This window comes from Fictibacillus phosphorivorans (assembly GCF_001619875.1).
In the GTDB taxonomy this organism is placed as follows: Bacteria; Bacillota; Bacilli; order Bacillales; family Fictibacillaceae; genus Fictibacillus; species Fictibacillus phosphorivorans_B.
This window is the reverse complement of record NZ_LRFC01000038.1, coordinates 120,103-134,199: the sequence shown is the minus strand read 5'-3', so window position 1 is coordinate 134,199 and position 14,097 is coordinate 120,103. Positions and strand designations below refer to the sequence as shown.

Annotated in this window: 10 protein-coding genes; 4 read left to right on the top strand and 6 right to left on the bottom strand. The window is 42.5% G+C overall.

Annotated features, from left to right (window positions below; translation table 11 throughout):
• Window positions 1-110: 110 nt before the first annotated feature.
• The 5 genes from AWM68_RS16710 to AWM68_RS16690 all read right to left on the bottom strand — a co-directional run bounded on the left by AWM68_RS16710 (window position 111) and on the right by AWM68_RS16690 (window position 7,565).
• Window positions 111-1,214: a M24 family metallopeptidase gene (locus tag AWM68_RS16710; RefSeq protein ID WP_066244451.1), complete on the bottom strand. Its 1,104-nt coding sequence runs from the start codon at window positions 1,212-1,214 to the stop codon at window positions 111-113.
• Window positions 1,215-1,530: 316 nt separating this feature from the next.
• Window positions 1,531-2,913, bottom strand: coding sequence for a glycine--tRNA ligase (locus AWM68_RS16705; RefSeq protein ID WP_066244448.1), 1,383 nt, complete (start codon window positions 2,911-2,913; stop codon window positions 1,531-1,533).
• Between the two features lie 341 nt (window positions 2,914-3,254).
• Window positions 3,255-4,211 carry an aminoimidazole riboside kinase gene (locus AWM68_RS16700; RefSeq protein ID WP_066244445.1) on the bottom strand — a complete coding sequence of 319 codons (957 nt, stop codon included), beginning with the start codon at window positions 4,209-4,211 and terminating at the stop codon, window positions 3,255-3,257.
• Window positions 4,212-4,271: 60 nt separating this feature from the next.
• Window positions 4,272-4,769 (bottom strand): PTS sugar transporter subunit IIA, encoded by a 498-nt coding sequence (locus tag AWM68_RS16695; RefSeq protein ID WP_066244443.1) that lies wholly within the window; start codon window positions 4,767-4,769, stop codon window positions 4,272-4,274.
• Between the two features lie 423 nt (window positions 4,770-5,192).
• Window positions 5,193-7,565: a M14 family zinc carboxypeptidase gene (locus tag AWM68_RS16690; protein WP_066244441.1), complete on the bottom strand. Its 2,373-nt coding sequence runs from the start codon at window positions 7,563-7,565 to the stop codon at window positions 5,193-5,195.
• Window positions 7,566-8,130: 565 nt separating this feature from the next.
• Between AWM68_RS16690 and AWM68_RS16685 the strand changes: the two genes are divergently transcribed.
• The 3 genes from AWM68_RS16685 to AWM68_RS16675 all read left to right on the top strand — a co-directional run bounded on the left by AWM68_RS16685 (window position 8,131) and on the right by AWM68_RS16675 (window position 12,541).
• Window positions 8,131-9,792 (top strand): PTS transporter subunit IIBC, encoded by a 1,662-nt coding sequence (locus tag AWM68_RS16685; protein ID WP_066244439.1) that lies wholly within the window; start codon window positions 8,131-8,133, stop codon window positions 9,790-9,792.
• A gap of 3 nt (window positions 9,793-9,795) precedes the next feature.
• On the top strand, window positions 9,796-10,587 hold the full coding sequence (locus AWM68_RS16680; RefSeq protein WP_066244436.1) for an endonuclease/exonuclease/phosphatase family protein: 792 nt from the start codon (window positions 9,796-9,798) through the stop codon (window positions 10,585-10,587).
• Between the two features lie 289 nt (window positions 10,588-10,876).
• The gene (locus AWM68_RS16675; RefSeq protein WP_066244433.1) at window positions 10,877-12,541 is read left to right on the top strand and encodes a glycoside hydrolase family 13 protein; all 1,665 of its coding nucleotides are present in this window, start codon (window positions 10,877-10,879) and stop codon (window positions 12,539-12,541) included.
• Between the two features lie 41 nt (window positions 12,542-12,582).
• On the opposite strand, the gene AWM68_RS16670 is transcribed toward AWM68_RS16675, so the two are convergent.
• On the bottom strand, window positions 12,583-12,900 hold the full coding sequence (locus AWM68_RS16670; RefSeq protein WP_066244430.1) for a hypothetical protein: 318 nt from the start codon (window positions 12,898-12,900) through the stop codon (window positions 12,583-12,585).
• Between the two features lie 117 nt (window positions 12,901-13,017).
• Here AWM68_RS16670 and AWM68_RS16665 point away from each other — a divergent pair, with 117 nt between their 5' ends.
• Complete coding sequence (locus tag AWM68_RS16665) at window positions 13,018-14,001, top strand: nuclease-related domain-containing protein (RefSeq protein ID WP_197468196.1); 984 nt, start codon at window positions 13,018-13,020, stop codon at window positions 13,999-14,001.
• Window positions 14,002-14,097: the final 96 nt, after the last annotated feature.

The following is a 14,097-nucleotide window of genomic DNA, read 5'->3' as shown; positions in this document are numbered from 1 at the left end:
TTGGATTGAGATCCTTCACACCCCTTCTAAGAGTCTTTATGGCCAATCTTTGGCCCATAAAAGAGGAAAGGATGACTCTCAAACGAGTCATCCTTCATCATTTTCTTAAATTATTTAATAATCTGCAGCTCTTTCGGGTATTTCGTTAACGTTTCGTACCCATCTGCTGTTACATACACGTCATCTTCAATACGCACGCCGCCGATATCATCAATATAGATGCCTGGTTCGATCGTATATGTCATACCTTCTCGCAGCACGCCGTCGTTGTTATCACTCATGGACGGGAATTCGTGAACATCAATTCCCAGACCATGTCCGATACGATGCGGGAAGTTGTCCCCATATCCTGCTTCCGTGATGTGGTTGCGCGCAATCACGTCAAGGTCACCGATACGAGTTCCTGGCTTAGATGCTTCTAATGCCTTTAATTGAGCCGCCAGCACCGTATCGTAAATCTCACGGCGCTTTTCATCCAGATCGCCAAACGCTACAGTACGCGTGATGTCTGAGCAATAGCCATCTAGCACAACACCTAGATCAAACAATACGAAGTCGCCATGCTGAAGCTTTCTAAGACCTGGCTTCCCGTGAGGCTGTCCCGCTTTTTCACCGAAAAGCACCATTGTAGAAAACGACATTGCGCTGATCCCTTTTTGCTTCAGTTCGTATTCGATCTTCGCGAGTACTTCCATCTCCGTTACGCCCTCACGAAGCGCTGCAACTCCAACCTCGACTCCATAGTCTGCAAGTCTAGCTGCTTCACGCAACGTCTTTAACTCGCTCTCTTCTTTTATAAGACGAAGCTCGTTCAACAGTTCTTCCGCTCCAACTAAAACAGCACCATCAAACATACCAAGAAGCTTCTCACCACGCGCGTACGGAAGTGTTTCTTTTTCAACCGCAACAGATGACGCAGACGTAACACCGCGGCTAGCTAATGCTTCCTGAACTTTCGCCCAAGGATTTTCAGAGTCGCTGTATCCTACGATCTCATATGTCCAACCTGCGTCTTTAGCTTGCGAACGCTCCATACCCGGACAGATCATAAATGGCTCTCCTTCTGCAAGTACAGTCACACCTAATACACGCTCATGCGGATCAGAATATAATCCTGATAGGTAGAACACGTTTGCCGTCGTATGAATGAACGCGAAAGTATGCCCTTCTTGCTTCAACCAATTCTGTACCTTTTGAATACGTCCTTCGTTCATGTATATACCTCCAATAAAAGCCCATGGGCTATGAATTAATCTCTCACACTCTATTGTAGAATAAACGCCACAGAAAAAACAGAAGCACACATCGCAAGGAGCAAATGTGTGCTTTTTAGTAAGCTTTTAGATCTTTGAAGCTTCCTTGAAAAGTTGATTGGAGTGTAAGGTGGGAGACTCCTGGGGGATCAGCGGGACAGGTGAGACTCCTAAGTGCGCAAAGCGCAGAGGAGGCTCACCGCACGCCCCCCGGAAAGCGAAGCACCTGAAACGGAAATCAATCACCCACAAAAGCAACAATGAATCAAAACCTTAGTTAAAACTGAACCTTAGACTCAATAAAGCTCTTAAGATCAGCAATCTTCACACGTGTTTGTTCCATCGTGTCACGGTCACGGACTGTAACCATGCCATCTTCTTTTGAATCAAAATCGTATGTGATACAGAAAGGTGTACCTACTTCATCTTGACGACGGTAACGTTTACCGATTGAACCAGTTTCGTCATAGTCCACATTGAAGTCTTTCGCAAGTGAGCTGAACACTTCTGTTGCTTCTTCAGAAAGCTTCTTAGATAGTGGCAGGATCGCTGCTTTATAAGGAGCAAGTGCCGGATGCAAGTGCATAACGGTTCTTGAAGTACCATCTTCAAGCTGCTCATCTTCATACGCATCAATGAGGAATGCGAGTGTTACACGGTCAGCACCTAAAGAAGGCTCGATGCAATACGGAATGTAGCGTTCGTTCGTTTCTTGGTCGATGTAGTTGAAATCTTCACCTGAGAATTCCATGTGACGCTTCAAATCGAAGTCCGTACGGGATGCAACACCCCAAAGCTCGCCCCAGCCGAACGGGAACTTGTATTCAAAGTCAGTCGTCGCATTTGAGTAATGAGACAGCTCATCTTCGTTATGGTCGCGCAAACGAAGGTTTTCAGATGTCATACCAAGAGACTTCAGCCAGTTCTCAGCAGTATCTTTCCAATAGTTGAACCACTCGATCTCCGTTCCTGGCTTACAGAAGAACTCAAGCTCCATTTGTTCGAACTCACGTGTACGGAACGTAAAGTTACCTGGTGTGATCTCGTTACGGAAACTTTTACCGATCTGTGCGATACCGAACGGCAGCTTTTTACGCATCGTTCGCTGAACATTTTTAAAGTTAACGAAGATCCCTTGAGCCGTTTCTGGACGCATGTAGATCTCGTTTGAGCTAGATTCCGTTACACCTTGGTATGTTTTAAACATGAGGTTGAACTGGCGGATGCTTGTGAAGTCATGACTTCCACACTCAGGACAAGCGATGTTGTACTCTTTTACGAGCTCTTCCATCTTTTCAAAAGGAAGTCCGTCAACGATGATCTCTTTTCCTGTTTGTTCAGCTGCGTCTTCAATTAATTTATCGGCACGGTGACGCGCCTTACAGTTCTTACAGTCCATCATCGGGTCGTTGAAGTTGCCGATGTGTCCAGAAGCTTCCCACGTACGAGGGTTCATCAGGATCGCCGCATCAAGACCTACGTTATATGGAGATTCTTGAACAAACTTTTTCCACCAAGCTTTTTTTACGTTGTTCTTCAGTTCAACACCAAGCGGACCATAATCCCATGTGTTCGCCAAACCTCCGTAAATTTCAGATCCCGGAAAAACAAAACCGCGATGTTTCGCATGATTTGTGATGGTTTCCATGTTTTTTGACATTTTTATTCCTCCCATTCGGATTTTGCCTTATGGATCGGTTGTTTTTAACATATAAAAAAACTCCCGTCCCAAGGCGCTATGCCCAGGGACGAGAGTTGTTATCTCCCGCGGTTCCACCCTAGTTGATCCGTATGTAAAAAAACGAATCCTCTTTTCAAAAAACAACTCCGGATTGCCGTTTCACTAATGTCTCTTGCCGGGCTCTCACCATCCCCAGCTCGCTAAAAAGAGTGTTCAATTAGCTACTATTCATCCTTCACAGCTGCATATCATCTTTTATAATAAAATAATATTACCAAAAAACAAAAACATTAGTCAAAATATTTTCTTATTCTATGCGTTTATTGCTTGTTTTGTGCAAGCTCTTTCTCCACTTGCTCTAAAGTAGGCAGTGCAGTCATCGCACCTTTTACCGAAACCGCAAGCGATCCTGAAACACTCCCGAACAAGGCCATGTCACTCGCTTCATCCAGTGTGAGGTCATCAAGCGTGCCATCGTACTCATTCAAACGATGAAGAATGCCTGAGACAAAAGCGTCGCCTGCTCCAGTTGTGTCTACAGCGGAAACACGTTTAGCAGGAATGTACTCTCCGCCTTCTTTCGTGACTACATAACTGCCGTCATCTCCAAGAGTGATAAATAGCAGTGGAATCTCATATTGCTGAAGCACCTTAATACCTTCCTCAACCTTTTTTAATCCTGTAATAAATTCTAATTCTTCTTCTGAGATCTTCACAATGTCTGCATGCTGCATCATTGAAAGGATTGTTTCTCGTGCATGCGCAGGTGTCTTCCACAGTGAGAGTCTGAGGTTAGGATCATATGAAACCCACATCCCGTTTTCCTTAGCCAATCTGACCGCCTTTTCAGTAGCACTCTTAGAAGGCTCCCCGATCAATGAAATAGATCCAAAATGGAGGATTTTATGCTCTTTAAAAAGACTAGGCTGAACATTTTTTTCTTCTAAGTAGCGGTCTGCACTAGGATTGATGTAAAAGTCAAAAGAACGTTCGCCCTTCTCGCCTAATGTCACAAAAACTGCACCCGTTCTTACTTCTTCCGTTTTGTAAACGTGAAAGGCATTCACACCATAGCTCTTTAATGTATCGATCATGAATGAACCTAGAACATCATCCCCTACTTTTCCTAAAAAAGTAGATGCCGATCCTAGTCGTGCTACTCCTACAGCCACATTTGCGGGCGCACCGCCAGGGCTTTTCTGGTAGGTGGTATTCGTTTCATCAGTTGGAATAAAATCAACAAGTGCTTCTCCTAAAGAAATAACTCCTTTTTTCATCATAGCCTCCCCTTTTTCCATATGGAAAAAAATCAGGCGTGGTTAGCCTGATCCCATCCCTTATTTCATTTTAATCTGCAATAATGACGTTTCACCTTTTGTTGCTTCAGAAGCGGCACGCTTATCCAAAGACTCAACAGCATCACCATTTGTAATTACAATAGGCGTAACAGTGCTAGCCGCTTTTTCCTTGATCAGGTCCAGGTCAAAGCTTAAAAGCTTATCGCCTGCTTTCACCTTGTCCCCTACATTAACATGACCTTCAAAGCCTTCACCGTTCATACTCACTGTTTCTAACCCAACGTGAATAAGAATTTCAGCTCCAGCTTCTGATTGAATCCCGATCGCATGCTTTGTGTGGAAGAACTGAACGATTTCTCCATCTACAGGTGAAACCACAACGCCTTCAGTTGGTTCTATCGCAATACCGTCGCCCATCATCTTTTGAGCAAAAGTCGGATCCGGCACCTCTTCAATGTTTACGATTTTCCCAGTTAACGGAGCAATAACCGTCTCCTCTTTTTTTACTTCTTTTTTTCCAAATAATTTATTGAACATTTCTTTTTCACTCACCTTTCCGTTTGCTTACCTTTATAATTTACACCTGTCCGAAAGCTTTAAAACATTTCAGTTTTATTTGGGCATTTTCGTGAAGTTTCTTGAAAGTGGTTGATTTCCGTTTCAGATGTTCGCTTTCCGCGGGGCAGGCGGTGAGCCACATTCGGACGTTTCACTCTTAAGAGTCTCACCTGCCCGCCTGTCCCACAGGAGTCTCGCATCTTACACTTCAATCAACTTGTCCATGATGCATAAAAACAACCCAAAAACAATCTTCTACATACATACTTTCTGATACAAAGAAAGCCCAAAGAGCTGGAAACGAATTCATCTCGATGCTCTTCAGGTCTTTTTATTGAACAGGGTAAACTTTCCTTATAAAAGTAATGCAGCACTTAACACGTTGTCAATTAGAAAGGTTCTTTATTGATAAAGCGCATTGGATAACAGACGGAATAAGTAATCCGTGTGATCACGGAAACCTGCTTCAATCCCGATCAGCGTCACATCTTTGCCTGCCTCTTCAACGATCACCGCTTGTCCTGCAGCCTGTTCATTACCCTTCCAGTGGCCAGCAACAAAGAAGTCGCCAGAAGCTAACGTTGCTACAGATTTCGCATTGCCTAACTCTGTAAACCATACCGGTCTGTAAACGAAACCAAGGTCAGCAGAGTTATAACCTGCTGTTACTTCATCTTCATTGTAATTCACTTTTACGATCCCGTTGCTGTTCGCACTGCCTGTGTTTACTTTTACAGTCGTTAATCCTAGCTGACTTGTTGCTCTTGCGCCTCCAGCACCAACTGCAATGTATTTTCCGCCGTTATTAATGAACGTTTGTACATTTGTCTTAAACTTTTCGTACGCTTCTTTCGTTCCAACTGTAAACGGCTTATTGCCAACACTTAATCGTTCGTACTGCAGCATTGCATCCGTTCCTGAGTAAAGGAACGCGTCGAACTGCGAAAGTCCTTTTTCAGCAACTTCAGTTGGTGTTACTTCCGTTACAGAAAAGCCTAGACGTTCAAGGGCCAGTTTCGTACCCGCGTGGCTTTGTGCTTTATTCATGCCGCCATCTTTTAGGATTGCGACTTTAAGTGTTGATAGTTTTTCTTTTTGTGCTGGTATTTTCGCAGTTTCCATTGAGATACCTGATTTCTTTACAATTGTTTTATTCGAAGCCGATAAAGTCTCTACATAAAACTGTCCATCATTTCCTTTATAAACACTTTCTCCTGCTTTTACTAAGTCGTTCACCAATTTCACAGCTTGTACAGAGCTATTTGAAATTACATATGGACCTTTACCATAAATAGAGCCGGCATAGTCTGCTTCTTTTACAGGAGCTGTTTTCACTTTTAGTTCTTCCTTAACTTCAATTGCTTCAAAGCCCCAAAGTTCTGGAAGACTCCATGCAGAAATGTCGTACATCGCAGGCGTATCGTTCGTGATATCTTCCCCATCCCATAACATCGTATTCGCAAGGCCGGCCTTCGCTTGGCTCATGTCCACAATGTATGTCCCTGCCGGATAAGTTTGTCCATTTGCAGAGAAGGCTTTCGTTGCTTTTTCTACAGAAATATCGTTTTCAAGAAGGTGATTCACTGCTTTTTCAGTAACAGTCGGATCCTTTTCATTTACCGGAAGTACGTATGCTTTCGGGAAAAATCCTTCTTCATGATACGGATGATCGAAATTGATGCCACGTTCGAAAATCTCAATTTGATCAGTCAGCATACCTTGTTTGTTATTCGTTGCAAACTTCAGAGCACCCATAACTGCGTCATTTGCCCATCTTACACCGTCCCAGCTGTTTGTCGGTGCTTCAAGCGTATATCCATATGCCCCGTGATACATCGCGTACATCGGTGTAAAAATTGGCGGATAATCGTCCCAACCCGCACTGTCATCACGTTGGGGGATATACGTTCCTGTCATATTTTTATAATGATCAGATGCATAGTTTGCTTTATTGCCAACGATTTCAGCTTCCATCGCCTCTGCCTGATCCAACGCCCAATTTGAGAACAAGTCATATTCATAGTTCGGATTATGAGGCGGTGTACATGGCTCGATAAGGCCAGGTTTGCCGTCAGAACTGTTCACATATCCGTGCAGATCAAGAAAGACCATCGGATTCCATTCGGTAATAAGATCAACGGTCTGTTTCGTTTCTTCTTGAGACTGTGTAATAAAATCACGGTTTAAGTCGATTCCGTTTCCGTTAAAGCGCGTCCCATCTACACGGCCATCCGGGTTCGCTACTACATTAAAGATGAGAATGTTACTACTCAGAATCTCTTTCGTCTCCGCATCATTATCATTGGCAAAGCGATCAATCAATTGAAGAACCGCATCTGACCCTATGTATTCCGTACCATGAATGGATCCATTAATCATAACTGGGACCTTAAAATCTGGATTCTCAGCAATCCAATCTTGAGCTTTTTGTGGATTTTTGAACATCTGCCTGCGAAGCTTTTTGTAATGTCCATATTTCCCTTTATCTTCAGGATTTGAAATCGTTACAACATACATCGGATAACCATCAGAAGATGTGCCCGATTGCTCCAAGGTCACACGCTTACTTTGTTTTTCAAAATCTTGTAGAATCTCACCTATTTTTGAGTATTTTACGAAATCATAATGCTCTGAGTTGAACGGGCTGCCATCAGCCTCTTCATAAGCATTAACGTTCGTCCATTGTTTTTGAGGTGCTTCCGCTGTTACCGCATAAGGCATAGATGCGAGTAAGCTTATACTTAACGCACCAGCCATCCATTTTTTCTTTTTCATTTGTTTCTCCCCTTCCTCACTCCGAAATAATTATACTTAATAATGAATATTTATTCAATTGTAATTTTACAAATTTATTACATCATTCCTATTCCACACATGTTTTCTAAAGCCTTTGTATATTTTACCTCTGTATATAAATGAGAAAATGTTCATAGTTCTTTACTCACATAATCGTTTTACGGTACGCGTTTTATTTTCATTACACACGCGCGCAGCAAGAAGCTCTTTGCGCGCGGTCGAGTCCATTTTACGCGCAGAGTTAATAGATATGCGCGCGCTTCCTCCAAGATTGCGCGCACAAACATGCTTTTTTAACGCACGATGGCCACCATTATGCTGCCGCATCCAAAATTAGAACCCCAAAAACACTACTGGAAAAACTTTTATATTATTTTTAAACAAATTAACTTGTAAATGTAATCGTTTTATTTTACAATCACTAATGCAAACGATTGCACCGACATGCATATACAAATTTGTAAGCGATTCATATTTTTTTGCAAACGGATGAATACGATTTCAAAAATTCAACAAAAGATATATACTAAAGGAGGAAATCGTTTTGAAACAACGTGGAAAACTCATTTCATTTGATTTCTGGCAAAAGCTTGGTAAAGCGCTTCTAGTCGTAGTAGCAGTTATGCCAGCTGCTGGTTTGATGATATCACTAGGTAAGGTTATCGCTATGTTTGGTGGCGACATGGCATTAGTGCAAACGATTGCCCGTGTAATGGAAGACATCGGGTGGGCAATCATTACAAATCTGCACATTTTATTCGCAGTAGCGATCGGAGGATCTTGGGCTAAAGAACGTGCCGGCGGTGCTTTTGCAGCAGTCATTGCATTTATCCTGATCAACCGTATCACTGGAGCCATTTTTGGTGTTAACAGCGCTATGATGCTTGAAGAAGGAGCGAAAGTTAAATCTCTATTTGGCTCTGAATTAGTTGTTGGTGACTATTTCACATCAATTCTTGGAGCACCTGCTCTTAACATGGGTGTTTTCGTCGGTATCATTTCCGGTTTCCTAGGTGCGATACTATTCAACAAATATTACAACTACAATAAGCTTCCAAATGCACTAGCATTCTTTAACGGAAAACGTTTTGTACCATTCGCAGTTATCTTATGGTCGGTTGTAACAGCACTCGTTCTTGCATTGGTTTGGCCGTTTATTCAAGGACTGTTAAATGACTTTGGTAAATGGATCGCAACATCTCGTAATACAGCTCCAGTTATCGCACCATTTGTGTTCGGTACGTTAGAGCGTCTATTATTGCCATTCGGTCTTCACCACATGTTAACGGTGCCGATCAACTATACGGAGCTTGGAGGAACCTATCAAATCATGACGGGTTCAGGAGCAGGTTCTTCTGTAGCTGGACAAGATCCACTATGGTTAGCTTGGATCAACGACCTTAACAATTTCTTAGCTGCTGGAGATACAAAAGCGTATCAAGCACTTTTAAACGATGTTGTACCTGCTCGTTTTAAAATGGGTCAAGTTGTCCTTTCAACCGCATCACTTGTAGCAATTGCGCTTGCTATGTACATGAACGTTGATAAAGACAAGCGTAAAAAGTATAAGTCCATGTTCATATCTGCAGCACTAGCTGTATTTTTAACAGGTGTTACAGAGCCGATCGAATTCATGTTCATGTTTGCTGCACCACTTCTTTATGTCGTGTACGCAATCACGACTGGTCTTGCGTTCGCGGTAGCGGATCTTATCCATGTACGTGTTCACGCATTCGGTTTTATCGAGCTTCTTACACGTACACCATTGCTTGTAAAAGCAGGATTAACACGTGACTTAATCAACTTTGCATTAACATGTATCGTATTCTTTGGATTAAACTTCTCGATTTTCTATGTATTGATCAAAAAGTTCAACCTGCCTACTCCAGGTCGTGCAGGAAACTATATTGAAACAACTGAAAACGATGCAGCACCAGCTAAAAATGAAGCTGCAACAGGTTCTGACAACTCTCAAGCTTCAGCGATCATCGGCCTTTTAGGCGGAGCTGACAACATTGAAGACGTTGATGCTTGTATGACTCGTCTTCGTGTAACGGTTAAAGACACAACATGTGTTGCAACGGAGAAAGAATGGAAAGAAAACGGCGCACTTGGGCTGATCATCAAAGATAAAGGTGTTCAAGCGATTTACGGACCAAAAGCGGACGTTTTAAAATCTGATATTCAAGATCGTTTGGGGATGTAATTCATGAAGCTATTAACGTTAAACGTTCATGCTTGGCAGGAAGAGAACCAGATGGAAAAATTAGAGATGCTTGCTCGCGATATCGCGAGTGAGCGTTATGATGTTATCGCACTTCAAGAGGTTATGCAGTCGATCGACGCTCCTCTCGTAAAAGACAACATCAAAAAAGATAATTATGCCCTTGTTCTTTTAGAGCTATTGAAGAAACTTGGCGTTGAAGATTATGACTTCGTATGGGACATGGCACACTTCGGCTATGTGACGTATGAAGAAGGATTGGCGATCATCAGCCGCCACCCGATTACATCTCATGAAAGCTTTTTTGTTTCAGACTTACAAGATATGCACAATTGGAAAACGCGTAAGATTGTAAAAGCTTCTGTTTCCTATGAGGGACAAGACATTCAATTTTTCTCCGGTCACTTTGGCTGGTGGGAAGATGATGTCGAACCGTTTAAAGGGCAGTTCGATCGGTTGATGCAGTACATTCCTGAAGAAGGTCTTTCCTTTATCATGGGTGACTTGAACAACGATGCTAACGTCCGTAGTGAAGGCTTTGATTATGTAAAAGAAAAATGCCTTTACGACACATATGAACTAGCTTCCGAAAAAGATGACGGCCTGACAATCATAGGATCGATTGCAGGCTGGGATGACAACGAAGCTGGCCGCAGGATTGACTATATTTTAAGCAGCAAGCCCGTTGACGTCCTTCAATCATCTGTACGTTTTAACGGAAAAGAAACACCAGTTGTTTCCGATCATGCAGGTGTTGCAGTGACGATTGCGTTATAAGCTTAGTTGCTCTTGAATGGGGTTGATTTCCGTTCCAGGTGCTCGCTTTCCGGGGGGCGTGCGGTGAGCCACCTAGCGCTCTGCGCTGTTAGGTGTCTCACCTGTCCCGCTGATCCCCCAGGAGTCTCGCACCTTACACTACAATCAACTTTTTCAGTGAAGTAAAAATAAACTGATCAGAAAGCAGCCTTATTTTTATAAAGATAATAAATAAAACAAACAGACAATGGGGAGCCGTTCAACGGTATCCCCTGCCCTGTTGTTTAAGAGAAAACATGGAGGTAACATTATGGAAAAAGTTTGGTGGAAAGAAGCCGTTGGCTATCAAATTTACCCTCGCAGCTTCCAAGACTCAAATGGAGATGGAATCGGGGATCTAAAAGGAATCATTCAGCGTCTGGATTACATTAAAGACCTTGGCATCGACGTGATCTGGATCTGCCCGATGTACAAATCTCCTAACGACGATAACGGGTATGACATTTCAGACTATCAAGATATCATGGATGACTTCGGAACGATGGAAGACTTCGATCTATTGATGGAAGAAGTTCATAAGCGCGGTATGAAGCTGATCATCGACCTTGTTCTGAACCATACAAGTGATGAGCACCAGTGGTTTATCGAGTCTCGTTCTTCTAAAGACAATCCTAAACGTGATTGGTACATTTGGAGAGACGGTAAAGACGGTAAAGAACCGAACAACTGGGAAAGCATCTTCTCAGGATCTGCATGGCAATATGACGAAAAGACAGATCAATATTACCTGCATGTTTTCTCAACAAAGCAACCAGACGTAAACTGGGAGAATCCTGAAGTGCGTGAAGCTCTATATGACACGGTCAACTGGTGGCTAGATAAAGGAATCGACGGTTTCCGTATTGATGCGATCAGCCATATTAAAAAGCGTGAAGGTTTCCCTGACATGCCGAATCCGAAAAACGAAAAGTACGTTTCTTCATTCGACATGCACATGAACCAAAAAGGCATCCACACGTTCTTACAAGAGTTCAAAGACCGCACATATGCGAACTACGATGTAATGACGGTTGGTGAAGCAAACGGCGTTAAAATTGATGAAGCCGATCTTTGGGTAGGAAAAGAAAACGGAAAGATGGACATGATCTTCCAATTCGAACACCTTGGCCTTTGGGATGCAGAAACAAATCCAGAGGTAGATATCGTTGAATTGAAAAAAGTATTATCTCGTTGGCAGAAAGGCCTTGAAAAAGAAGGCTGGAATGCATTGTTCATCGAAAACCACGACAAACCTCGAGTTGTTTCCACTTGGGGCAACGACGAGGAGTTTTGGTTTGAAAGTGCAACAAGCTTCGGTGCGATGTACTTCTTGATGCAAGGAACACCTTTTATCTATCAAGGTCAGGAAATCGGTATGACGAACGTACAGTTCGATTCAATCGAGGACTATGATGATGTGGCAGACAAAAATCGTTACCGCATCAAGCGTGAAGAAGGCGTTTCACACGAAGACATCATGTCAGTAATCTGGTCATCGTCTCGTGATAACAGCCGTACTCCGATGCAGTGGAGCAGCGAAGAGAACGCAGGTTTCACGAGCGGCACACCTTGGATGAAAGTGAATCCAAACTACACGGAGATTAACGTCGAGAAGCAAGAGCAAGACGGAAATTCTGTTCTGAACTTCTACAAAAAGATGATCGCTTTAAAGAAAAGCAACGAAGTTTTCACATATGGAACGTACGATTTGATCTTAGAAGATGACAAGCAAATCTACGCTTACACACGTACGATAGGTGAAGAAAAAGTAGTGGTAATCACGAACCTTTCTAAGGAAGCTGCAGCTTTCGAATCTACACTTGCGTTGAACGCTCAAAATCTGCTATTAGCGAATAAAGATGTTGCGGCTCATGAAGATGTAACGAGCTTCACGCTTCAGCCATACGAAGCTCGCGTTTATCGCGTTCAAGCTTAACGAGTAAAAACGTGCTTTCCAAAGATGGAGAGCACGTTTATTTATTGTGGCAGCTGTTTTTCAAATCGTAAAAAAGAATATAACCGTAAAAGGACGATCAGCGAACCGACGATTGATAAAGCAGGTGTAATGTCGGTGAACAATGGAGTCCATGCTAAGACAAATGCAGCTAGTGCTGTAAAATTCCCAGGGAATCCGTTTACCGGCTGATTTCCTACAAAAAGAGCAGCCCCTTTTAATGAATTTTCATAACATGATCGATGATACGGCCGTAACTTAAAAAATGCCCATACCGTGCGCAGTTCTTCCCTCGCCTTAATCGGCATCAAGCAGCTTTCACAGTTGATTTCTTTTTTCATAGACAATTCTCCTTCAAAATTACTCACTCTCTATTTTACCAATCCTTTAATCAATCCTATAGCGTTTTAAAGGACTTTTTACGATGAATGGAGAATTTTAACATGAGGAGTGATGCTATGATAAAAAAGGTAAGAATTATGCCAATCTATATGAATAAACTCCAACTCTTGATGAACCGATTAAATGACGATCTTGTTAAACAGAGTCTTGAAACAGAGATTAGCAAGATGATGGCCGGCTTTCGCGGTGAAGACTCTATAAACTACTTTCTAAACATGCTGCCGAACAGGAAAGAATGCCACGTTCTACACGATCTTCGAATCCCCCATGAATCTACTTTTTTTCAAATCGACACGCTTATTGTAAACCCCGAGTACATTTTAATCATCGAAGCGAAAAACATCTCTGGAAATCTATTCTTCGATCATACCTTCAATCAACTTTTACGCACCAAAAATGGTATAGAAGAACCCTTCCAAGACCCCATCGCACAGGCCGAACGTCAAAAGTATCAGCTTGAAAACTGGCTTTCTAAACATAAGTTTCCCACTGTTCCGATTGAAACATTAGTTGTTATGACTCATTCCCAATCCGTGCTGAGAACAGATGACCGTACGAGTCGTGTTTCGAGGAAAATCATTCATAGTGTTCAGCTGCTAGACCGAATCAGAGAGTTTCACAAAAAATATAAGCAGCGTGTGATAGTTTCGAGGGATGTGATGAACAAGATCACCAAAAGATTGATTAAAGAACACACGCCACGTGAGGTGGATGTATTTGAGCGGTATAAAATTAGTAAAGATATAATTATTAAGGGTGTACAGTGTACGGGATGTATGACCTTCGCTATGAAAAAAGGCTATCGAACTTGGAATTGTCCTCATTGTTCCCATTCTAGCAAGACCTCCCACATTAAAGCACTTAAAGATTACTCTCTTCTCATACAACCAACTATAACCAACCAACAAGCACGCGATTTTCTGAAACTTTCTTCCGTTTCAGCAGCGTCAAAGCTCTTAGTATCTCTGAAGCTGCCCCATACAGGTACTACAAAGGGGAGAGTATATGATTTAAGCTCCTTAATTGAGCAACAAAAATGAGAATCTGTCCGATTGAAGTGATAATCTGTCCAATTGAATCATTAATTTATCGGATTGGCCCCGTAATCTGTCCAATCTCCAACATAAATTGTCCAA

Bases quoted from the DNA above. Each gene is read 5' to 3' on its own strand.
- AWM68_RS16695 (WP_066244443.1), bottom strand. From the start codon at position 4,769: ATGTTCAATAAATTATTTGGAAAAAAAGAAGTAAAAAAAGAGGAGACG.
- AWM68_RS16705 (WP_066244448.1), bottom strand. From the start codon at position 2,913: ATGTCAAAAAACATGGAAACCATCACAAATCATGCGAAACATCGCGGT.
- AWM68_RS16665 (WP_197468196.1), top strand. From the start codon at position 13,018: ATGATAAAAAAGGTAAGAATTATGCCAATCTATATGAATAAACTCCAA.
- AWM68_RS16710 (WP_066244451.1), bottom strand. From the start codon at position 1,214: ATGAACGAAGGACGTATTCAAAAGGTACAGAATTGGTTGAAGCAAGAA.
- AWM68_RS16675 (WP_066244433.1), top strand. From the start codon at position 10,877: ATGGAAAAAGTTTGGTGGAAAGAAGCCGTTGGCTATCAAATTTACCCT.
- AWM68_RS16670 (WP_066244430.1), bottom strand. From the start codon at position 12,900: ATGAAAAAAGAAATCAACTGTGAAAGCTGCTTGATGCCGATTAAGGCG.
- AWM68_RS16680 (WP_066244436.1), top strand. From the start codon at position 9,796: ATGAAGCTATTAACGTTAAACGTTCATGCTTGGCAGGAAGAGAACCAG.
- AWM68_RS16690 (WP_066244441.1), bottom strand. From the start codon at position 7,565: ATGAAAAAGAAAAAATGGATGGCTGGTGCGTTAAGTATAAGCTTACTC.
- AWM68_RS16700 (WP_066244445.1), bottom strand. From the start codon at position 4,211: ATGAAAAAAGGAGTTATTTCTTTAGGAGAAGCACTTGTTGATTTTATT.